Origin of the sequence: Vibrio sp. Vb1026, assembly GCF_033338745.1 — a bacterium.
Lineage (GTDB): Bacteria > Pseudomonadota > Gammaproteobacteria > Enterobacterales > Vibrionaceae > Vibrio > Vibrio alginolyticus.
Window position 1 is genome coordinate 1 of sequence record NZ_JAWOTH010000009.1, and the last position, 23,317, is coordinate 23,317.

The window sequence follows — 23,317 nt, forward strand, 5'->3', positions numbered from 1 at the left end:
ATTGGCGCTGGACTAAACAAAGGCCCCCTTTTAGGGGGCTCACACAAAGCCACCTTCTTTAGAAGGTGGTAATTTACATTACTAGCTTTGCTTAGAGTCCTGTTCTATTTGCTTCATAAGCTCGTTGGCTTTCTTCATAGCGCGTCTTGCGCTTGAAGTCCTTCGCTTATTAAGCAATATATCGGAGAAGCGTAAGTATTTATCAGCAGTTTTGAATCTTAAATCGTTAACATCCTGAAAACCAATAGGAAAGTTTTTCGAGAACAGATCCACATCCTTCACCAAGTTATCGAGATGAGTTGTCGTCCTTGCCTTTTCTAGGCGAGAATAAAAGTTTTCAAACTCTTCTTGGAACAGGATTCTAGCGGCATCTTCTGGAAACGGTAGAGGGCTGTTGGAATCTAGCGCTGTCTCATATAATTTCATTTCAAGCACTGCATCTTTCATCGCATTACTTATCTGTAAGTTCTCTTGATGATCTTCTACGTTTGAAAAGAAGGTGTTCCCAACCTTAATAAGAGCAACAAGTGCAGCTGCGTCTTTCTTTTTGAGTGCTTCAGTGAGGTGCTGACCGAAAACATCACTAGATAACGAACTTGGCGTGAAAGGATAACCTTGATGAATCTGATTTAACTCATCCTTGAGCTCATAGATGGATTTACTGCCGTCTTCTTTACTGTACCGAGACTTTTCAAGTTGACTGTTGATTTGCCTTGCTATCGAAAGTAACGTGGAGTGCTTGCTTGACTGAATATCTAAGGCAAGAACTTCTATTTTATGTGAGTCAGGGTAGTAGGTTTTTGCTTTATCAAGTATGGACTCAATTTCATCATAATTCGGGTAGTTGTTGGAATCAGAATTCAAAACCTGATCAATTTCAGATTCAAACTCGCTGAGAATATAGGTCTTGTGTAAGCGTAATAAGCCAGCCTTAACGACTGGATGTAAGCTTTTTTCACTATCAATCAGTGCCAAACTTTTTTCTGCTGGCGTATCAAGCTGCCACTCTTGTCCGGCAATTTGATCATTTTGCTTGCTAATAACGGTTTCCAAAGTGGCGATGGTTTCTTGTTGCTGCTGATAGCCAAATACAATGCCGCTAACTAATAATATACTCGCTGCGGCGCCGCTAGCGATAGGCCAATAGCGCATATTCAATTTGCGTTTCAACTGCTCAGGGGTCAGCTCGTTCGGAATGATGCCAGTTGAAAATACGCTTGAAAATATTGGCCACTTAGATGCAGGCATGTTAGTTGGTTTAGAGACCTTGCTCTTCTTTTTGAGAGCTTCATTAACTGGAGTTCTTGCGTAAGGGTGTTTGCAACTCAATAACTCGTAAGCAATACAAAATAGAGCAAACATATCGTCGCTTAAGTTCGGTTCCTTACCGGATAACAGGTTGAGTGATGCATAGTTGGGAGTATAGCCAAGCGTTTCAACATTTTCGGATTTACGTTTAGCCGCATATTGATCCTGCTTTAATTGATGAGTTTTAGATACACCAAAATCAAGCAGCTTAACGTTACCCTCAGACGTTAAAATCACATTAGCGGGCTTTAGGTCGGCGTGCACTACACCAAGAGAGTGAGCATATGAGAGTGCATCGAGTACCTGATTTAGGATTGATAAAGTTGCATTAAACTTCAGCCCATGGGGCCTAGAACGCTGTATTAAACTCTCTAATGTTTCTCCGTTAATATACTCCATAACTAAAAAGTATATTTCGCCATCAACACCAAAATCAAAAACCCTAATGATATTAGGATGGCTTAACCTTTGAGTTTGTTGAGCTTCACGTATTAACATGCGTGCAGTCTCTGGTTGAGAAGCAAACTCTTTCTGTAATATTTTTAACGCAACGTAGGGTGTTTCTGAACCTGAAGATTCAAGAATCTTATCTTTAGCTAAGTAAACATCGCAAAGCCCACCATGCCCAATAACCGACTCAATTTCATACCGATTTTTAACGGTCGTTCCTATTAAGCTTTCGTTAATAACATCTTTGTTATTATTTAATGAGTCATCTTTATTGTTTTTTTTCTTATTAACTAACGGAGTGTTTTCTTTTTGAGACAGTTTTGTATTTGTTTCATTTTTATTTTTAACGGAGGTTTCATTATTAGTGAGTTTGGTTGATTTAATTGCATTGTCTCGTTTTTGAGTCTTTACAATTTTAGTTTTATCTCCGCTTTCTTCGTTATTTATAGAATTGTTTTTATTACTGTCTTCCATCACAAGAACTCCGTATAAATGATGGGGGAATATATACCTTTCTGCTCAATGAAAAGTCATTATGTTAGAATTTCTCGGCCAAACTAACATTCGTTTTTTTATTGATGAAAGTCTAAGTGTCAAAAATTTGAACTTGGTTGGATAATTAAAATTGTTGAACAATACGTGATTGCTTTGATAAAAAAATGATTCATTATTCCGTGCATGATTTTCAATGGCAGTATTAAGATTTTTATTAATCTTACTGTTAATAAGAAATCAGTTAATAATAAAATTAAAAATAATATCTAGCAGGTCTTTGGCGAGGTTTACATGAAGTTGGTTTTAACCATAACAAGTTTTCACAAATTTACTCCAGAGATTGAGAGTGAGTTCGTGTTTGAATCAAGTGATGAACATGCCAAGGTTACATTTGGTCGGTCTGAACAATGTGATTGGACACTACCAGATCCTGAAAGAGTGGTATCCGGAACCCACGGAGAACTGATTAAGTTTGGTGACAAATACTTGATAAAAGACCTCTCAACTAATGGTACTTTTGTAAATAATGCTGTAACTCCTGTGGGTCAAGGAAATGAAATAGCACTAAGCGATGACGATATGGTTAGCTTAGGGGATTATCAAATTTCAGTTTCTATTCAAACAGGTACAGATGTATTCAGTCTTGAGACAAGTAAAAGTCTTTCTAGCGCACCCCCTGAAGTAGTCTCAAGTCCATCGGAAGCAGAATTTGTTGACCTAGGCCTTAGTGCTAGTGAACTCTTAAACGAAAGTGTTCCTTCTGACTTTCAGCTAGATATTGGTTTAGTCGATGATTTTATTGATATCCCAGAGCCCGAAAAACAGAGCACCGTATCTGAAACTTTACCGAAAGTTAACCGACAATCAGAACACCTATCGACTCCTAACTTTGATACCAATGGGGGTGAACTTGCGGCTTTTGTTAGAGGGGTGGGTATAGATCCAATGATGATTCCCAGCGATAACCGAGAGGAATGGTTTGAGCAACTGGGGGAGTCATTTTCTTTAATGCTAGTTGGTTTAATGGAAACGCTGCATAACAGAGCAGTGTTTAAACAAACAAATCGACTTAGTCATACCGCATTTCGTAAGTCAGAAAATAACCCTTTAAAGTTTTCTGCAAACTTAGAAGATGCGATTCATAACTTATATAACCGTCAAACCGCTAGCTTCTTAAAGCCAAATGCAGCCATTAAAGAAGCATTTAATGACATCGAAAGTCATGAGCAAGCCTTAATGAAAGGTGTTGAAGGTACGGTTTCGAGTGTTATGTCACTTGTTGAACCTACTTCTATATACTCAGATGCTTTAGCGAAAGACACGGTTATTAATAAGGTTATTCCAGCTAGAAAATATGCTCAAAGTTGGAAGAGGTTTGAGGATATTCATGAAAAGTTATCCGATGATATTATCAATAAAGAGTCTCCGTTCTATTTAGAAGACTTCGCTAAGCACTATGAATTAGCATTAAAAAACAAAGGCTAGGAATTAGGGTGATGAAAAAGTTTTACCAATATATTTTGTTATTAATTTCAATGGCTTTATTTGGGTGCTCAGCAGCGAACCTAGTTGTTGATCCATACTCAGATTTAGAAATAGCAGCAAGTCATAACATTAATCCTGATTCAAACGGCAGGCCTTCTCCTGTAGTGGTGTATGTATTTGAATTAACGTCAAATACCATTTTCGAAAGCCAGGACTTTTTTTCTATTTATGAAGAAAGTGAAAAATTCTTAGGACCTGATTTAGTGAATAAATATGAAGTTTCATTAACTCCAGGTCAGAAAGAAACATATCAAGCAAGTATGTCTCCAAAGACAGAATATTTAGGCATTGTCGTAGCTTTTCGAGATATTGAAAACTCAAATTGGCGACAAGTCATTAAAGTGGATAAGACCGGTTACAACACATATCAAGTATTGTTAGAAGATCTGTCTTTGGTCGTTAAATAACGTTTAGTTGGCTAATTATAAATGACGCAATACTCCAAGACGGCTTGGTGCGAAGGAATGTTTTTACGTCCCCAGCACTTCCAACAACAAGAACGCGCAACCTCTCAAGAATTCAAAGGCTTACATCAGTTAGGTGGGGTTTACAATTGGGGAGTTTGCAAATGTCGAGTAAAAAAACACGCGCTAAAAGATGGTCTTATTGAACTTGAGCATCTTGAAGCTGTTTTGCCGGATATGACGTTGGTTAATACGCTAATATCCAACGATTCAGTTTCGCCTCTACTTATTGATAAAAACACTGAAAATACGTTAGTAAAAATAACTCTCCCTCTTTCAAGTGTTACAGGTAAAAACGTTTCGGATGTAAGCGAATCGATCGTCTCTCGTTATGTACTTCAAGATATCGACGTGATAGATAACCTTACAGGACAAGATGAAGAAACCATCCAAGTTGCAGCCCTCAACCTTGAGTTGAAAGCGAGTAATGACAAATTAGCGGGTTATGTGGAGTTACCTATCTTAAGGATCAAAGAGGTAACTCCTGAAGGGGAAGTTATACTAGACGATGAGTACGTTCCTCCGCTTATCAATCTCCTGAGCGATAAAGTTATGTCAGCTTATCTACGTAACGTTATCGCGATGACAAAGATGCGTGCTGACGTTATTGCGCAGCGCTTGATTAAGGGCAAATCTGCATCGGCATCTGCTGTTGATTTCATCATGCTCCAAATGTTGAACCGATATGAGGCGAAGTTAAAGCATTTCAGTGAGTTAGATAGGTTACATCCACTGGAATTAGCGACGACACTTAAAGGTTACATTGGTGAGTTAGCCACTTTTTCTAGTAAAACTAAAAGACTCCCAAGTTTGCTTGCGTATGATCACTTAGATGTATCAAGTGTTTATAGCGAGTTGAATCAGATACTCAGTCAGTACCTCAGTGTTGTTCTTGACCAAACTGCGACCAAACTTCCGTTGGAGCCTCGCCAATACGGTATTCAAGTGACGCCGCTTCCAGATAAACGCTTGCTTGAGTCATGCCAATTTGTGCTAGCAATTAAAGCAGATACCACAACAGATGAAATAAGACGCCTGGTCCCAGCGCAGCTCAAGTTTGGCCCGGCAGAACAGATTCGCGATCTAATTAATAATCAGATCAACGGTATAAACGTAGTGCCGTTGAGTGTCGTCCCGAGACAGATTCCTTACCAAACGGGTTATGTCTATTTCGAAGTTGTCAAGAAAGGGCCATTTTGGATGAGGCTAAAAGATAGTGGCGGTATTGCGCTTCACCTATCAGGGCATTTTCCGAATGCTGAACTTGAGCTTTGGAGTATTAATAAATAGGCGCGCTCTGTATGGAACAAACGATAGTAAAACCAACACCGGGTGGAAGAGCTCCCGCATCGAAACCACAATCAGAAAAGTCTGTGGATAATACCGTAGTTATCTCAAAAAGCCCTGAATTGGTGAACAATGATTCAGTGGTCGCTTATGGGAATAACTCTCTACTAGCAGAGGCGAATGGCCTGTTATCTATTATCGGTCAAATTCGGTCGACAGCGACTCATTCCGATCCGTTGTTTCTAAAAGAGACATTGGCACAAAAGCTTAGAGATTATGAGAACCGATTACGTCAGCATGACGTTGATTTGGATACCATTGATACAGCTCGTTATTGTTTATGCTGTTCACTAGATGAAGTTGTCCTTAACACCAATTGGGGTGGGCATTCATTCTGGAGTCACGATTCATTACTTAGCTCCTTCTATGCTAGCAGTCAAGGTGGGGAAGCGTTTTTTAAGCATCTTGATAAGTGCATGGCGAAACCAGATGCGAACTTAGATTTGCTTGAACTAATGTATGTGTGCTTATCTCTCGGGTTTCTGGGTCAATACCGTTTAGAAAAAAATGGACTGGAATCGCACCGGAAATTGAGAAGACAGGTTATTGCTACTCTTAAGTCTTATGGGAGAGGAGTCCCTCAGGAGCTAAGTAATAGTATCGACCAACACATTTTGAATGGCTCAAAGGCTTCTGATAGAGCCCCTCTTTGGGTTGTATGTTCTGTAACGGCGGCATTATTGGTCTGCATATATATGTATTTTAGCTATGAGCTAAATAAGGCATCCAATCGCACCTTTTCTCAATTAGTCAATTTGATTCAACCGCAACAACTTAACCAAGATGCAACGTCAGAATCAAAATCAGCGCCAATTGCAGAAAAGATTTCAATGTATCTAGCAACTGAGATCGGTAAGGGGCTAATCAATGTTGAGCCGCTGCAAGACAGGGTAAGAATTTCGTTAAAGTCTCAAGATCTATTTGAATCAGGTAGTGCTGATGTTGTCGCTTACATCCAACCCGTTATTTCTAAGCTTGCGAGAACATTGGAGTCGACCCAAGGCAAGATCATTGTTACTGGTCACACCGACGATAGGCCTATTTTCACGAGTAAATATCCCTCGAACTGGCACCTATCATTAGCTCGAGCCACTGCTATGTCTGAACAACTGATCTCGAATAGTGCATTAGAAGGGCGAGTGATACCCGAGGGATTGGGGGATGCAAGACCATTAGTTGAAAACAGTAGTGATGAAAACCGAGCTATTAACCGCCGGATTGAAATCGACCTTCTTGTCGCGAATTAATAATAGGTAGATAGAGATGCGTATTAAAGAAATTGGCAGAATATTTACTCAAAGATGGTTTCTCGGTCTTATAGGTGTCGCTGCTTGTTCTATTTTCATTTGGGTTGTTGGTCCACTTATTGCGATAGCGGGATATGAGCCCCTAAAGAGTGACTTTCAACGGCTAGTCACTATTCTAGTGTTGGTGTTGCTTTGGGCGATATTTAACGTTACCAAGCAGCATAAGCAAAAGGTGAAAGAAGACGAAAGTATTCAAACGTTGCTTGAGGTTGATAGCCTATCAGATAAAGAAGCGGCAAGTGAAATTGACTTAATGCGCGAGCGTATTGAGCAAGCTGTCAAAGTAGTGACGAAAACACACAAAGGCAAGAGAAGCTTGTATGACTTACCGTGGTATGTGTTGATTGGCCCTCCTGGAACGGGGAAAACAACCGTATTAAAGCAGTCGGGGTTAGAGTTTCCATTAGGAGACAGCCTTGGCTCTGACTCTATTGCCGGTGTAGGTGGCACTCGCCACTGTGATTGGTGGTTTGCAAATAAAGCAGTTCTTATAGATACGGCTGGCCGGTATACGACACAAGACAGTCAAGAAAAGGTCGACTCTAAAGCGTGGCATGGTTTCTTAGGATTGTTGAAAAAGTATAGAACGCAAAGACCAATTAATGGTGCGATTGTTACGATAAGTTTAGCCAGCGTGATGTCTCAGACTCGAACCGAGCGAAGTCTTCATGCTCGAGCAATTAAGTCGAGACTTCAAGAACTGAAAAACCAGTTAGGCATGCAGTTTCCGATTTACGTATTGCTCACCAAAATGGATTTAGTTGCCGGTTTCAATGAGTTTTTTGCCGATTTAAGTAAGGAAGAGCGAGAGGAATTATTTGGTTTCATGTTCCCTCGTGAAGTGGATGATGAAAGAGGCGTTATTTCTCTATTCAACAAAGAATTTCATGGCATGTTGGAGCGCCTTGATGCCCGTATGCTTAGAATACTTGAAACAGAGGACGATTTAGATAAACGCGCGCTTATCTTTGAATTTCCAAAGCAATTAAGAGTGCTACAAGCTAATCTTGACGAGTTTTTAGCTGAAATTTTTGCACAAAACAGTTTTGAAGAGCCTGCCTTGATTCGTGGTGTGTTTATGTTGAGTTCGGTTCAAGAAGGCTTACCAGTCGATAAGCTGATGAATGAATCAACCAATGGACTTGGGTTAAATCGTTTAGCTCTAGCAAAGAGTCAGACTGGTTCTCATAGTTATTTCGTAAAGAATCTTTTTGACAAGGTTATTTTCAAAGAGCAACTGTTAGGAACAGTTAATCGTCACTATCAAAAGCAGTCAGGTTGGATGCGTCGAGGTGTTTACATTGGATGTACAACGCTACTGCTAGGAGCTTCTGCGCTTTGGTTTATGAGTTATAAGTGGAACTCACAGTTAATTGTCGATACCAATGAACAAGCGAGCCATATTGATGCAATGATTGGCGCTCAAAGTTTAGATTTTGAAGCGGATATTGTTTCAGCTGTAGAAACATTAGATAGGTTGATGACGCTTCCTCTCGGAAAGCAAAGCGACTACGGTGATGCCGACTCTGTAAAGAGGTTTGGTCTCTATCAAGGAGACAAAGTGTCTCAGGCGGCAAACAATGCATATTCTGATGCTTTGACCCAATATTACGCCCCTCTGCTTCTTGATAGCTTGGTGTCAGAAATGGAGAGCAATCAACAGCATCGTGAGTATTTGTACGAAACGTTAAAAACGTATTTGATGTTATTCAATCCAGACAAATATCAACAAGATGAAGTGTTGGCTTGGTTTAACTTTTATTTCGAACGTCAATATCCGGGTGAGCTAAACGCAGACTTAAGAAGACGTTTGCTACAGCACACTCAATATTTATTAGGCAACGATGGACAAGGCTTTACTTACAACACTGCTGCCGTGACGAGTGCTCGAGAAGTGTTGACTCAAATGTCTCTACCTGAACGTGCTTATCAGCGAATGAAAATACAATTTTCTAAGAGTCATGTACCTTCATTTCGCTTGACTGATGTATTGGGACCTAAAGGGCTTGAGCAGTTCGAGCGAGCTAGTGGAAAACCGCTATCACAAGGCATTTCGGGTTTCTACACGTACAATGGTTTTCATAGCATTTTTCAGATTCAGATCAACCGTACAGTAAAAAGCCTAATGGAAGAGAACTGGGTTTATGGTGACGATCTTAAGGCTCATGAAATTGATCAAGATAGTGCCATCCAAGGCGTTCAGTCTCGATACTATCAAGATTATGTTAATGAATGGAAAACGTTGATCGAAGATATTCAATTGAAGCAGGCTCCGAGCCTAGAACTTGCGACAGAGCAAGCGAGGGTTTTATCTGGAGTTGAAAGACCAATCGAATCTTTGTTGAGAGCAATCCAAAAAGAGGTTGCTCTATCAAAAGTATCATTGTCAGAAAATCAAAAAGCCGCTTCTGAAGTTGCTGGTAAAGTTGCCAAAGTTAAGTTTTCAAATACGGCAGATAGACTAGACATGTATTTACCTGAAGAAAACGGCTTCAATGTTGCTCTGCCAGGTAAAGAAGTCGAATCGCATTTTTCAGAGATCTTACGCCTTGGTGAGCAAGACTTTGATGATATTCAACAAGCAATGGTTAACTTGCGTTCGTATTTAAGTGACTTATCAAGCTCTGGTAACAATCAGAAAATTGCCTACAAAAGTATTTTAGATGGAACCGTTACACAAGATGTCGCAGCTTCCTTCGCTCGTGCTAAAGAACTTTTGCCGAGACCATTTAATCAATGGCTAGGTGAGCTTTCTCAAGAGTCGGTTAAGTTTGCGGAGAGCGGTTCGAAGGATCATCTAAATCAACTTTGGGTAACACAGGTGGTCCGCCCTTATCAGCGGACTATTGCTGGCAGATATCCATTCGAGCCCAACGCGAGCAGAGAAGTTAGATTGAAAGACTTTAAGCGATTCTTTGGTTATGGAGGTACGCTTGACGCATTCTTCCAAGAATACCTCGAACCGTTTGTGGATACTTCGAAAAGTCGTTGGCGATTAGAAAAGGAAATTGGAGTTCGTCCAGAAACACTAATGGTCTTTCAAAGAGCGCAACGTATCAGGCAGTCTTTCTTTGAATCTGATAATTCATTACGCGTAGAGTTTGGGATGAAGCCTGTTTATCTAGACCAGCACATTACTCGATTTGTCTTAGAGTTGGGTGGACAAGATTTGGTTTATAAGCATGGACCAGCAAGAGCTAAATCGTTGAGTTGGCCTGCCGGTCAAGATCAGACTCGAATTGTGTTCACACCACCTGAATCTAAACGCGAAATTGCGCATACCTATGAAGGTGAGTGGGGCATATTCAAGCTTTTGGATCAATCACTTAAAGCAAGGCCAGAATCGCGTAAAGACAATATAGTTATGATTGATTTAAAGGGAAATAAGGTACAGCTAGAGCTTATTGCTTCTAGTGCCATTAATCCGTTTTGGTCAAATGAAATGGAGAGGTTCAGATGTCCACGAACCTTATAACATCAGGCTGGGGCTATATCGGTAAAATGCCTGCAAAAGGGGACTTTGTGAAAGATGGTTTATCACAAGATTTCTCGGAGCGTTGGCATGATTGGCAACAGGCGGTTATTGCAGTCAGCAGGGAACAACTGGGTGAAAGCTGGAATGAGCACTTTTTAACGGCTCCTGTGTGGCACTTTGCTTTGGATATTAGCTATTTAGAAGACTCAACCTACATTGGTAGCATGATTCCTAGTGTTGATGCATGCGGTAGATACTTTTTCTTTACTATAGCTCGTGCCGTAAAAGGTGAAGCTGCGCAATATTGGGGTGACAGAGCTTGGACCGAGGACAGTGCCGCTCTTGCTCTTTCAGTACTTGAGGACGACTTTGTCTTTGATGTTTGGCATAAGAGTACTCAAGAAAAAAATGACCTCGTTGCGAATGTAACAAGTGAAGTGAGGCCTCTAGAGTTTCTTTATCAAAGCCAAATATCTACAGTTTTTCATGATCACGGCAATACTGATCAAAATACGCTTTTGAATTACCTCATTAAAGAAAAATTGAGTAAACCATGTTTTTGGTGGACTGAAGGTTCAACGAAGGTTGAACCATGCATGTTCATTACTAGTGGATTTCCTTCAATTGGTCAGTTTTCAGCCATGCTTGATGGCGGCTGGAAAAAGTGGAATTGGTAGGATAGAAGAATGAATTGGAACTATTTTACCTTTGCTAAATCGCACGCAGGAAAAGTACGCCCTTATAACGAGGATGCTCTGTTGGATATGACAGAGCAGCATATTTGGGTGGTTGCCGATGGAATGGGTGGACACAGTGCTGGCGATATAGCAAGCCAGATGCTAGTGGATAGAGTCGCGCGCCACATGCAGGATGTCTCCAATACTAATATCGATGATATCCGAAGAGTGGTTCAAGAAGCGAACTTAGAAATTTACCAATACGCACAAAATCACTTAGACGGTAAAACGATGGGAACAACACTTGTTTTGTTGTTTATTCAGGATGGGTACTACCACTGCCTTTGGGTGGGGGATAGCCGAATTTACCAGCTTAGAAGTGGTAATTTTGTCCAAAAAACACGTGATCATAGTCAAGTCATGGACTTAGTGGATCAGGGCTTATTGGCATTTGAAGATGCCGAATCTCACCCTCTTGCAAATGTTATTACCAGAGCTGTTGGGGTCGACGAAAGTGTCACTATTGATCAAGTTTCAGGGCAGTTGGCTGACGGCGATCAGTTTCTACTCTGTAGCGATGGACTCTCTAAGGAACTTACGAGTGATGAAATTCATCGGACATTGTATGCAGACTCAGTCAACCAAGCTGGATTAGCGCTCATGCATTCGGCTTTGGTTCGGGGCGCAAGTGATAACGTAACTTGTGCTTTGATCAAAGTTCGCCAAGCGCAAACGGAGTGTGAAACAGTAACTAGAGAAGACGCGACGATACCTGTCTTTCTAAGAGGGAGAGCTTATGAGTAATGAAATGTTTGATTGGTATGAACAAGCGTTGGCTCCTATATCTCAAGAAAATCCTACAGGTGTTGATCCTAGAGAGGATGTATCACCACAGTCTGCTTACTATCGGTTGAAAGATCAGCGTATGGCCGCCCGCAACGCTGAACGTAATGCTCTTATAGAAGAAGAAAGTATCTATACCCACAGTAATTTATGGCGAGTATTTATTGAAGATGTCCCAGAAATACTCACGAATCAGTCTAAAGATTTGGAATTTGTTGCCTGGCTTATAGAAGCCCTAACTCGATTGTATGGTTTTCGTGGTATGGGCGTTGGCTACAAACTCGCAACCAGTTTAATTGAGAACTTTTGGGATGATCTGTACCCAATGCCTGATGAAGATGGTATTGAGACAAGAATATCGGCGATTATTGGCCTCAATGGTATCGATAGTGAAGGAACACTTATTTTTCCAATTGCTTGTATACCATTGACTGACTTAGGCGTGGAGCAAGCTTATGCCTATTGGGAATATCAGCAAGCTATAGAGCTTGAGCGCTTAGACGAAGATAAGCGCCGAAATCGAGTCGAGCTTGGGGCTGTTGAGCTATCTGAAATTACAACTACGGTTAAGTCGACTTCTGATACGTTTTATCGAGAATTAATCACGGATTTGGAGTTCGCTACGGAATCATTTAATGAATTCAGTCAGCGATTAGATGAAGCGGTCGGTGATGTGACTCCTAGCTCTTATATATCAAAAAGACTTGAATCAATACACTCGGCATTAAAGCACCTTCTTGGAGACCGTTTTAATCAACCACAAGCAGTGATTGAAGAGCTAGAGGATCTTGATGAATCTTCTTCTGAACAACCGTTAAGTGCACAAAGTTGTGATGCATTATTAGCGACAAACATGAAATCACGAGAGCAGGCAATTAGACAATTGCAGCAAGTAGCTGATTTCTTCCGAGAGAGTGAACCTCACTCACCAGTTTCTTACTCCATCGAACAGATTATTCGTTGGTGTGGGATGCCTCTGCCGGAGTTACTGGCGGAACTTATCTCCGACGGGGATGCAAAGAAAAGCTACTTCCGTTTGGTTGGCATAGCAGAACAAAATGAAAATTAATAAAGGGAGAATGGTATGACGAGTATCCACTCGAAACTATCACGAGTACGGAAGCCTCGTGTCCACATTACCTATGATGTTGAAACTGAAGGTACGACTCTTAAGAAAGAACTGCCTTTTGTTGTAGGTGTAATGGGTGACTTCGCTGGTCAAAACACAGAAGCGTTGAAGCCATTAAAAGACCGCCGTTTTATTCAGATCGATCGAGATAACTTTGACGATGTACTCAAAAAAATGAATCCATCGGTGAAGTTTAAAGTTGCGAATAAGCTTGCGAATGACGATTCACAGTTTGAGGTCGATTTAAACTTTAAATCAATGCAAGACTTTGAGCCTGCTGCGATCGTAAATCAAGTTGATCCACTACGCCAATTGATGGAAACGCGTAATAAACTGCGTGATTTGATGACAAAAGTTGACCGCTCAGAAGAGCTTGAAAATATCCTAGAGGATGTTTTGAACAATACAGACAACCTGGCAAGACTTGCAGGCGAGTTAGATCTTGGCAAGAAAGCGAAGTCAGACAGTACTGAAGGAGCGGAATAATGACGACTGAAGCTGAAAAACAGTTAGATCCAACTGTTAATGAACAGACAACTTCATTCTTAGATCAAGCTATTGGTGCGACTAAGCAGACCGAAGCTTCTCGTGCTGAGGAGCTGATAAAAACGCTCGCTGAAGAAGCAATGAAAGGGACAGTTACTTGGAACAAAAACCTAACAGTAACTTTTCGTGAAGCGATTAATTTGCTCGATAGGCAGATTTCTGATCAGTTGTCTGAAGTAATGCATCACCCAGAATTACAGAAACTCGAAGGTTCTTGGCGCGGCTTAAATTATCTAGTGATGAATTCAGAGACCAGCTCTACTCTGAAAGTTCGCATGATGAGCATGACCAAGAAAGAGCTACATAAAGACTTGAGCAAAGCTGTTGAGTTTGATCAAAGCCAGATCTTTAAAAAGGTTTACGAGGCTGAGTTTGGTAGTGCTGGTGGTGAACCGTATGGTGCATTGATTGGAGACTATGAGTTTACCAACCACCCAGAAGATATTGAGTCGTTACGCCTAATGTCAAATGTAGCGGCTTCTGGCTTCTCTCCATTCTTGTCCGCGGCTTCACCAGCACTATTCGGCTTTGATGAGTGGACTGAGCTGTCAAAACCACGCGACCTAGATAAGGTATTTGAATCACTAGAATACGCCCAATGGCGTTCGTTCCGCGAGAGTGCCGATTCGCGCTTCGTTAGTCTGACGATGCCAAAAGTCCTTGCTCGTTTGCCATACGGACAAGCTACCGCTCCAGTCGAAGAGTTTGGGTTTGAAGAGTTCGAAGTAGATCCTGTTTCAGGTATTGCTGTTAACGCTGAACATAACGACTACTGTTGGATGAACTCTTCGTATGTTCTTGGTGTTAAGTTAACTGACGCATTTTCAAAATATGGATTTTGTACTGCCATCCGTGGTGCAGAAGGCGGCGGTCGAGTGGATAACTTGCCAACGCATTTCTTCATGAGTGATGATGGCGACCCTGATATGAAGTGCCCAACAGAGATTGGTATTACCGACAGACGTGAGGCGGAGCTTGGTAAGCTTGGTTTCTTACCGCTTTGTCACTACAAAAACACCAACTATGCAGTGTTCTTTGGTGCGCAAACCTGTCAAAAACCAGCGAACCATGAATCCCTTGAAGCAACGGCCAATGCGGCCATTTCTGCCCGCCTACCTTATATGATGGCAACATCTCGTTTTGCGCATTATTTGAAAGTAATGGCTCGAGATAAAATTGGTAGCTTTATGGAAGCAGAAGACGTTGAGTCTTGGCTGAACCGCTGGATCCTAGGTTACGTCAATGCTTCTGAAGGCGGTGGTCAAGAGATCAGAGCGAAATACCCTCTAGCAGACGCTCGTGTTCAGGTTAAGGAAATTCCTGGCGCACCTGGTTCTTACAATGCCGTAGCATGGCTGAAACCTTGGTTGCAAATGGAAGAACTGACGACATCTTTGCGACTTGTGGCCAAGATCCCTCAGTCAGGTGGATAAGAAATGAATTGGCTGGTCGAAAGGCCAGCCATGACCAATCTTTATGTTCTAGATGGAATTAGCAGTGTCACTTAACTTTCGCGACCCTAGCAAGCTAAAACATGAGTTTAGTACCGGAGGCTATGCTGAACTTGATAGCCCGTGGTTGACTCGATTCAATGAATCTTCTGATCTTGTAGCGTCAGCGCGAATTTGGCTAGAAGGTACACGTTCAAGAGATTTGGACAGCTTTCGTCATAGTGTGATGAACACAATTAACCGCATTGATAAGCTATTAGAATCTCAACTAAATGAAATATTACATCATCCTGAGTTTCAACAGCTCGAAAGGGGGTGGGTTGGAGTTAGGTATTTATGTGAACAGGTTGATTCTCATTCATCGGATTCTGTAAAAGTTAAGGTTTTAACGGCGACATGGAATGAAATCAGTAAAGATGCTTTAAAAGCCATCGAGTTTGACCAATCAGCACTATTTAAGTTGCTCTATCAAAATGAATATGGCATGGCAGGGGGAGAACCCTTTGGTGTGGTGGTTGGAGATTATCAGCTTCGCTGTGATCCTAGTAAAAATTATTTTGATAGAGATCTGTCTGTGTTAAGTAAGATCTCTCAGTCTGCAGCTGCAGCATTCAGCCCATTTATCATGTCTGCATCGCCAGAGATGTTTGGTGTTGATAGTTTCGCTCAACTCTCTGCGATAAGAGATATAGCAGCCCAATTTGAACAGGAAGATTATGCAAAGTGGCGTAGTTTGAGAGATAACGATGACGCTAAATTTATTGGTTTGACTGCACCTAACGTCTTGTTCCGTCAGCCATACAAAAGTGATGGCTCGCGGAATGATAAATTCAATTTTCAAGAACACGTCTGCGACTCCAACCGAGATTTGCTATGGGGGAGTAGTGCGTACTGTTTTGCTGCTGTATCAATTAGAGCATTTCAGGAACATGGTTGGTTCACGCATATGCGAGGGATTAAACAAGGCGATTACAGTCAGGGTATTATCGTCGCTCCTACAAGGAGCAAGATGCGTGTTAATGGCAAGAATGATCGTGAAAGATGTCCGTTAAACTTGAAAATCTCTGAGAGAAAAGAACAAGAATTGTCTGAGTGCGGTTTTATTTCTATTTCTCCAATACCTGAGACCGATATGGTAGGGATGACCTCGAATGTATCTCTCTACAAGCCCAAACAATACGCAGAAAAGCATATTTCAACGAATGCAAAACTGACATCGATGTTGCAATACACATTGTGTGTATCGCGAGTCGCACATTATCTCAAGGTTATGGGGCGTGACAAAATTGGTGGGTATCAAGACGCGGAAAGCCTAGAGCGTGACTTTCAACGCTGGTTACATCAGTACACTACCGCATCAGATGAAGCGTCTGATGAGCTTCGGGCTAAATACCCCCTAAATGAAGCAAAAATTACAGTTCGAGAGAAAAGAGAAACTCCTGGACATTATTACTCAGTTATCCATTTGCGACCGCATTTTCAACTCGATCAAATGGTATCTAGCATTAAATTAATTACCGAATTATCACCAGAGCACATGGTGTAAGGAAATAACAATGACTCAATGGAAAAATGCTTTGTCCCAAGGCCTATTGCAACACGCTCTAGAGCAATTAATTGATGAAATTAAAACAACGCCTAAAGATGCGAGCTTGAGAAGTTCCTTCATTGAGCTTCTTTGCATTGATGGGGACTTCGAGCGTGCGGACGCTCAGCTCATGCAATCGATTAAATTGTTTCCTGAGTATCTGCCTGGTGCAAGTCAGCTACGACATTTAGTGAAAGCAGCTCAAGCTAGAAAGGATTTTATCAATGGTGCGGCTAGTGCCAAAGTATTAGGTGATGAGGAATTAACTAAAGAGCTTGTTCGATTTAATCTTGCTCTCGGAAATCAAGAGTACGAAGAAGCGTCACGTCTATCGCATCGCATTGAAGAGCATCGTACTATTAAAGGGTTTAACGTAAACGGCACAAACTACGAAGATGCTAGAGATATTGATGATCGTTTAGGTGGTTACATTGAACTGTTTTCTACAGCAGGTAACTATTTTCTTGTACCCATATCGAGCATCCATACGCTAGAAGTTAAAGCACCTACTTCTTTGTTAGAGAGTATTTGGCGACCTGTCGAGTTTGATATCGATGGACTTGGTGAAGGCGAAGGCCATATGCCGTTGACATATGTTGACTCAGAGACCGATGCGCAAAAGTTAGGTCGAGAAACGGATTGGAAGCAGATTGGTGAGCAAGAATCTTTTGTTGGCTTGGGTCAAAAATGTTGGTTAGTCGGTGACTCAGCGCTTCCAATCTGTGATTTGACTACATTATTAGAACAGAAACAAATAGCGTAGAAATATCATGTCGTTAACCGTTTCTCTGCTCGACAAATTGATAGATAGTGATCCTCTCACTCGAGATGAGAAAGACTTCCCTGCAAGCCAGCAACAGATGTTGAGCAGCTTACTTAGAGATCTAGAGTCGATGCTGAATAGTCGTATTGGATGGAAAAATATTCCTGATGATCTTCTAGAGGTTCGTTATTCAATATTGAACTATGGGCTGCCAGATTTTTCCTCAATGCCCTATAGCAGCCAAGAAGGGCAGAATCAGCTTTGCGACATCGTTCATGATGCAATTAAAGAGTTTGAGCCGAGGTTAAGGAACCCTCATGTCCAGATTTCGGACGAGAAAAACGCTATTGATAGGGTATTGAGGTTACAGATAAATGCCACTTGCTTAATTGATAACAGTATTCATGAAGTGCGATTCAATTCTGAAGTAGAGCCGGTAAATTTAGGTATGAAACTGAGTAGAGCAAAATGAGTGAAGAGTTTCTCAAGTACTATAATCGCGAGTTAGCTTATTTGCGTCACAAAGGGCAAGAATTTGGGGAGCAGTATCCTAAGATCGCTGCGAGACTTCGTATTAGTGAGGAACAGGTTGACGATCCACACGTAGAAAGATTGTTAGAAGGCTGCGCATTTCTAACAGCAAGGATTAGACAAAGCTTAGACAATAGTTACCCTCAGTTTACAGAGTCTTTGATGGGACAGTTATATCCGGATTTTCACGCCCCAATCCCGTCAATGTCAGTCATTAAAATGAGCTGTTCTAACTCCACTTCCTCTTATTTTGATGTAGAAGAAGGCGAGCGAGTTGTTGTCGGTGCTCCTGGATATCATGAGTGCGAGTTTAGAACTTGTTATCCGGTCAGAATGTATCCTGTTGATGTGACCTCTGGCGTTTTTAAAAATGCGCCTTTCAAGCCAGTTGGCTCACGATGGGAAAGCAATGCTCATTCAGTTTTGAAAGTACAGCTCACGGCTCAAGATGAAGAGACTCCTCTTGGTGAAATGGGGGTAGAACGGCTGCGCTTCTATTTAAACGGTCAATCTCAATTGACTTTTAAGCTCTACCAAATGCTGTTTCAAAACCTAATTGGTTTATCTGTTGTTGTGGATGGCAAAGAAGTTCGTCCTTTAACCAAAAGACATCTTTCTGAAGTGGGATTTTCAGAAGATGAGAAAGTTGTGCCATACAGTAAAAGAAGCTTTTCAGGAGCAAGATTACTTGTTGAGTATTTGCACTTTCCTGAGAAGTTTATGTTCTTTGATATCACCGAACTTGGATTATCAGAGCTAGATCTTAGAGAGCAAGTCGAACTGTATTTTTACTTTGATACCAACGATGACTGGCTTCCAAAGCAAGTGGACGAAGAAAGCTTAATGGTAGGCTGTGTGCCTGTGATCAACTTATTTAAAAGTATTATGGAGCCTAAGCGTATTCTACCAACTGAATACGATTACCACTTGTCTCCACAATACCAAGAATCTGAAAGTAATGAGGTTGTCTCAATTTCTGACGTAACGTTGAGAAACTGGAACAAAACGTACCACAATTTGCCATGTTATCACGCTGGTGAGCACACGCATTATACGAACACTAGTGAGATTTATTGGTTGATGAGACGTGAGGATAAGAACTGGGCTGGTGGGTATGATGAGCCCGGTAGAGAAACTTACATTTCTTTTGTTGATAAAAAACATCAATTGTTCAACCCGGATAGCCGGGAAAACTGGTTAATGTACGTGGAAGCTGAGTGCTGTAACCGCAACTTAGCGCAGAAACTTCCATTTGGAGGTGGGCTGCCGCAAGTATCTTTACCGGAGGTAAATGACAATTTCGAATCTGTTCGTTGTTTAGTTTCTTTATCAGAAACTATTCGGCCAGAAATGGATGAAAGCACACGATGGCAGTTAACTAAGCTTTTAACTTTAAACCATTTTACCGAGGAAGATGGTTTAGCAACTTTGAAGCAGACCCTTAATCTCTATGCATTTTCTGGGACAGCAGAAACGAAAGCGGTAATCGATGCTTTAACTAAGTTAGAGTTTGAGCCGACTACAGGAAGAATTAGTCAGAAAGGCAAAGTTGGATTTGCGCACGGTATAAAAATTATTTTGACGGTTTCTGATCAAATTTTACCTAAAGAGCAGATCTTTCTCTTAGGTAGTGTCTTATCTGTTTACTTCTCGCAATATGCTGAAATTAACATTTTTACGCAGTTAGAAATAAGACTTAAGTCCACGGGAAAGTCTTTCCACCTTTGGCCCGCATTAACTGGCGATAAGGTGTTGCTATGAGCGCGGAACAATTTTATCGAGAATTAAAGCAACACCCATTGTTTGAAGCGATTCATCTTATTGAACACGAAGTTCTGCAAGCAGAGGCGCAAATAGGAACAGATGCGTTACCGAAGCATGAAAAGCTAAACTTAAAGGTTAATCCATCATTAGGTTTTGAAAATGCTCAGCTTTGTGAACTGAAAAATATAGATGACAGCAAGTTAGAGATTGAGACCAATTTAATAGGCCTAACGGGTGAGCAAGGTGTGCTTCCCCAGCACTATAGTGAATTAGCTTTACATCGCCAAAAAGAAGGCGATACGGCTATGGTGGACTTCTACGATATTTTCAATCATCGCTTATTATCTCTTTATTATCGATGTTGGCAACTGAGTCAGCTGACTGTTCAGTCTCGTGCGCATGCGCAGGGCGCGCGTTCGCCGTTAGAAAGCTGTAAATCGGCATTAACTGGGAAAGGGAGTTCACTGTCCCAGCACTATGGTGGTGTGTTTGCTTCACCAGTGAGAAGTAAAGGTGGACTAAAAAGTATTCTTGAATGTTTATCTGGATGCCAAGTAAAAGTTCATGAATTTCAAGGACAATGGTTACACCTTACGAAAGAAGAGCAAACACGCCTTGCATCCCGAACTATGCCTGAAGGGCAGTTTGCTCAACTTGGTTTAGGAGCGTCTTTGGGTTCGAAAGCATGGAACATCAACGCGGGGACAACAATAGAATTTCTGCCAAAAGATAAACAGCTAGTTAGTAAATTGCTTCCTAACCAACCCAATATAGCAATCATTAAGAACGCTGCTTATGAGTTGATTGGAAAACATAAACAACTGAAGTGGCAGCTCACCACCAAACATAGTTTGCTACCACAAGCTTGTTTATCGAAACAGCAGGGGCAGTTAGGTATTGGTTCTGTGCTTAAAAAACACGAACGTACAAAAGATCGAACTATAACAATTACTATTTAAAGGAAATGTAATGGCTTCACTCTCACTTTCAGCGTTGGTCGAAAGATTGTCTCCTCAGGCTAAGGAAACACTTGAACAGGCAGCTGCGATGGCAAGCTCCCGAACTCATCACAGTATTGAAATGTCTCACTGGTTAATGATGATTATCCGCCATCCTGACGATATTTACTCTGAAGTTTTTGACGAATTTGATGTCGATAAAATCAAGGTTGAAACCGATATTCAAAAGGCATTAGAAAAATACAAAACAGGATGCCAGTCGGTGCCTGGGCTATCAGCTCATACGGTGACTGTTATGCAAAATGCCTTGTTATCTGCAACCATTGAATTCAATCAAGAACAGTTGGGGTGCATCCATCTTTTATTTGCCTACTTGTCTGATGATACGTTAGTCAACATGGCTGGTTCGATTAGTCCTGAACTAAACAAGATAGAACCATCTCGCTTATTGAACTTTAAAGAAAGTAATGCGCCTCAATCAAGATCGAATGACTTAGCGCAGTCAAACGCGAATTCCGCCTTGAATCAATTTACAACAGACCTTACTGAGCAAGCTAGGGAAGGTAAAATAGATCCGGTGATTGGTAGAGATAATGAAATTCGCCTAATGATCGATATTTTATTAAGACGCCGACAAAACAACCCGATTCTTACGGGAGAAGCTGGTGTTGGAAAAACAGCCGTTGTTGAAGGTTTGGCGCAAAAGATCATTGATGGCGATGTACCTCCCGCTCTGCAAAATGTGGCAATTAAGTCTCTGGATTTGGCGTTACTGCAAGCCGGCGCGGGCATGAAAGGTGAGTTTGAAAACAGGCTTAAGAACCTTGTTAAGGAAGTAAACGACGCTCCACAGCCTATTATATTGTTCATTGATGAAGCTCATGGCCTAATTGGCGGTGGTGGGCAAGCGGGCCAAGGTGATGCGGCGAATATTCTGAAGCCAGCATTAGCGAGAGGTGAACTCAGAACGATCGCAGCAACAACGTGGGCAGAGTATAAAAAGTATTTTGAAAAAGATGCAGCTTTAACTAGGCGTTTTCAAGTCGTAAAGGTTGATGAGCCTGCCCCTGAACTCGCGATCGAAATGTTACGAGGCTTACTTGATGTAATGGCACAACACCACGATGTTCATATCACTAACCAAGCTCTCAATGCAGCGGTCCAACTCTCAGCTCGATACATTAATGGTCGTCAACTGCCAGATAAAGCGGTTTCTGTTTTGGATACGGCCTGCTCTCGAGTTGCGTTAAGTCAGTCATCTACACCGGGAGGCCTAGATGCGAAAAGAAATAAACTTAAAGCAAAGCAAGCTGAGTATGAGCATCTTAGCCAAGAGAATCGGCTAGGAGCATCTCTTGATGTGCAGCTGCAAAGTGTCCGAAAAGAGATTGATGCGCTATCTAATGACATTATTGAATTAGAAGTACTTTGGGAAAAAGAAAAAGAATGGGTAAGTGAAGCTAAGTCACTTAGAACCCAAATAATGCAGGAGGGTTCTGAGACTGCGAGAGACAAGTTACAAGAGCTTGAAAATAACCTCTCCGCTAACTCACAGCCCTTAGTTTTTTCGCATGTAAATGAAGCGCTAATCGCAGAAGTTATTTCGGATTGGACCGGTATACCGCTGGGTAAACTTCAGGATGATGAAATCCAAGCAGTATTGGGTTTGAAAGAAAGTTTGTGCAAGCGAGTTGTCGGGCAGGATCACGCTTTAGAGCTCATGTCTGAAGTGATAAAAACCGCGAGTGCGCAGCTCACGGATGAGACACGACCAAATGGTGTATTTCTCCTAACCGGACCAAGCGGAGTGGGTAAAACCGAATCGGCTTTGGCGATTGCAGAGAAAGTGTATGGTAGTGAAGAAAATGTCACGACTATCAATATGTCGGAATTTAAGGAAGAGCATAAAGTCTCATTGCTATTAGGTTCTCCTCCTGGTTATGTCGGTTATGGAGAAGGAGGTGTACTGACTGAAGCTGTTAGACGTAAACCTTATAGTGTAATTCTCCTCGATGAAATGGAAAAAGCGCACCCTGGTGTTCAAGATATTTTTTATCAGGTATTTGATAAAGGCTCAATTAAAGACGGTGAAGGTCGAGATATAGACTTTAAAAACACTATTATTATTATGACCGCGAACACAGGGACCGAAACGACGATGTCTTTGTATTCTGATCCTGATTTAGCGCCTGAGCCGTCAGCACTAAAAGATGCTTTACGCGATGATTTGTTGGTTGACTTTAAACCAGCATTTTTAGGGCGTGTGAATGTATTACCTTATTTGCCTCTATCAAGAAAAGTATTGATAGAAATAACAAAATTAAAGTTGGATAAAATTACGACTCGTATTCGTAAGCACTATAACGCTGACCTGTTTTTTGATGAGGAACTAATTAATGATATTGTAGACAATAGCAATGAGTCTGGGAGTGGTGCGCGTGTGGTACAAACAACCATAGAAAATACATTGCTTCCGAAGATTTCTCATGAAATATTGCATGCAATTCTTAATGATAAGACGTTTGATGAAATTATTGTTAAAGGTACAACTAGTGGACTTGATGTCTCAATAGTTTAACATCCTTTACACTCTCAATAATAATTGGGAGTTGGTTCATATTAACTATTATTTTTTATAAAAAACGCTTAAATTAAATCTTATTTAAAGATATAAC

Annotated in this window: 17 protein-coding genes; 16 read left to right on the forward strand and 1 reads right to left on the reverse strand. The window is 41.3% G+C overall.

The window, feature by feature from the left end; genetic code table 11:
* Positions 1–81: 81 nt before the first annotated feature.
* Positions 82–2,232: a serine/threonine-protein kinase gene (locus R7E47_RS14320; protein ID WP_318084462.1), complete on the reverse strand. Its 2,151-nt coding sequence runs from the start codon at positions 2,230–2,232 to the stop codon at positions 82–84.
* Between the two features lie 312 nt (positions 2,233–2,544).
* Between R7E47_RS14320 and tagH the strand changes: the two genes are divergently transcribed.
* The 16 genes from tagH to tssH are packed head-to-tail and all read left to right on the forward strand — an operon-like array spanning position 2,545 to position 23,220.
* Positions 2,545–3,738, forward strand: a complete 1,194-nt coding sequence (gene tagH, locus R7E47_RS14325; protein WP_318084464.1) for a type VI secretion system-associated FHA domain protein TagH — start codon at positions 2,545–2,547, stop codon at positions 3,736–3,738.
* Between the two features lie 11 nt (positions 3,739–3,749).
* Positions 3,750–4,205: a type VI secretion system lipoprotein TssJ gene (gene tssJ / locus R7E47_RS14330; protein ID WP_318084466.1), complete on the forward strand. Its 456-nt coding sequence runs from the start codon at positions 3,750–3,752 to the stop codon at positions 4,203–4,205.
* A 21-nt stretch (positions 4,206–4,226) separates the two neighbouring features.
* Positions 4,227–5,552, forward strand: coding sequence for a type VI secretion system baseplate subunit TssK (tssK, locus tag R7E47_RS14335; RefSeq protein ID WP_318084468.1), 1,326 nt, complete (start codon positions 4,227–4,229; stop codon positions 5,550–5,552).
* Between the two features lie 11 nt (positions 5,553–5,563).
* The gene (gene tssL / locus R7E47_RS14340; RefSeq protein ID WP_033907010.1) at positions 5,564–6,856 is read left to right on the forward strand and encodes a type VI secretion system protein TssL, long form; all 1,293 of its coding nucleotides are present in this window, start codon (positions 5,564–5,566) and stop codon (positions 6,854–6,856) included.
* Positions 6,857–6,872: 16 nt separating this feature from the next.
* Positions 6,873–10,391, forward strand: a complete 3,519-nt coding sequence (tssM, locus tag R7E47_RS14345; RefSeq protein WP_318084470.1) for a type VI secretion system membrane subunit TssM — start codon at positions 6,873–6,875, stop codon at positions 10,389–10,391.
* The gene (tagF, locus tag R7E47_RS14350; RefSeq protein ID WP_005387528.1) at positions 10,373–11,068 is read left to right on the forward strand and encodes a type VI secretion system-associated protein TagF; all 696 of its coding nucleotides are present in this window, start codon (positions 10,373–10,375) and stop codon (positions 11,066–11,068) included. The genes tssM and tagF overlap by 19 nt, the downstream gene beginning before the upstream one ends.
* 9 nt (positions 11,069–11,077) lie before the next feature.
* Positions 11,078–11,872 (forward strand): PP2C family protein-serine/threonine phosphatase, encoded by a 795-nt coding sequence (locus R7E47_RS14355; RefSeq protein ID WP_005375947.1) that lies wholly within the window; start codon positions 11,078–11,080, stop codon positions 11,870–11,872.
* The gene (tssA, locus tag R7E47_RS14360; RefSeq protein WP_017635624.1) at positions 11,865–12,980 is read left to right on the forward strand and encodes a type VI secretion system protein TssA; all 1,116 of its coding nucleotides are present in this window, start codon (positions 11,865–11,867) and stop codon (positions 12,978–12,980) included. Before R7E47_RS14355 ends, tssA begins: the two co-directional genes overlap by 8 nt.
* A 15-nt stretch (positions 12,981–12,995) precedes the next feature.
* Entirely contained in the window at positions 12,996–13,526 is a 531-nt protein-coding gene (gene tssB / locus R7E47_RS14365) for a type VI secretion system contractile sheath small subunit (protein WP_005375949.1), read from the forward strand.
* Complete coding sequence (gene tssC / locus R7E47_RS14370) at positions 13,526–15,019, forward strand: type VI secretion system contractile sheath large subunit (protein WP_318084472.1); 1,494 nt, start codon at positions 13,526–13,528, stop codon at positions 15,017–15,019. The genes tssB and tssC (R7E47_RS14370) overlap by 1 nt, the downstream gene beginning before the upstream one ends.
* Positions 15,020–15,071: 52 nt before the next feature.
* Positions 15,072–16,583: a type VI secretion system contractile sheath large subunit gene (gene tssC, locus R7E47_RS14375; RefSeq protein WP_318084474.1), complete on the forward strand. Its 1,512-nt coding sequence runs from the start codon at positions 15,072–15,074 to the stop codon at positions 16,581–16,583.
* A gap of 10 nt (positions 16,584–16,593) precedes the next feature.
* Positions 16,594–17,388, forward strand: a complete 795-nt coding sequence (locus tag R7E47_RS14380; protein WP_318084477.1) for a type VI secretion system accessory protein TagJ — start codon at positions 16,594–16,596, stop codon at positions 17,386–17,388.
* A gap of 7 nt (positions 17,389–17,395) precedes the next feature.
* On the forward strand, positions 17,396–17,860 hold the full coding sequence (tssE, locus tag R7E47_RS14385; RefSeq protein ID WP_017635621.1) for a type VI secretion system baseplate subunit TssE: 465 nt from the start codon (positions 17,396–17,398) through the stop codon (positions 17,858–17,860).
* On the forward strand, positions 17,857–19,680 hold the full coding sequence (gene tssF, locus R7E47_RS14390) for a type VI secretion system baseplate subunit TssF (RefSeq protein WP_318084479.1): 1,824 nt from the start codon (positions 17,857–17,859) through the stop codon (positions 19,678–19,680). Before tssE ends, tssF begins: the two co-directional genes overlap by 4 nt.
* Positions 19,677–20,642 (forward strand): type VI secretion system baseplate subunit TssG, encoded by a 966-nt coding sequence (gene tssG, locus R7E47_RS14395; protein ID WP_318084481.1) that lies wholly within the window; start codon positions 19,677–19,679, stop codon positions 20,640–20,642. The genes tssF and tssG overlap by 4 nt, the downstream gene beginning before the upstream one ends.
* 10 nt (positions 20,643–20,652) lie before the next feature.
* Complete coding sequence (gene tssH / locus R7E47_RS14400) at positions 20,653–23,220, forward strand: type VI secretion system ATPase TssH (RefSeq protein ID WP_318084483.1); 2,568 nt, start codon at positions 20,653–20,655, stop codon at positions 23,218–23,220.
* Positions 23,221–23,317: the final 97 nt, after the last annotated feature.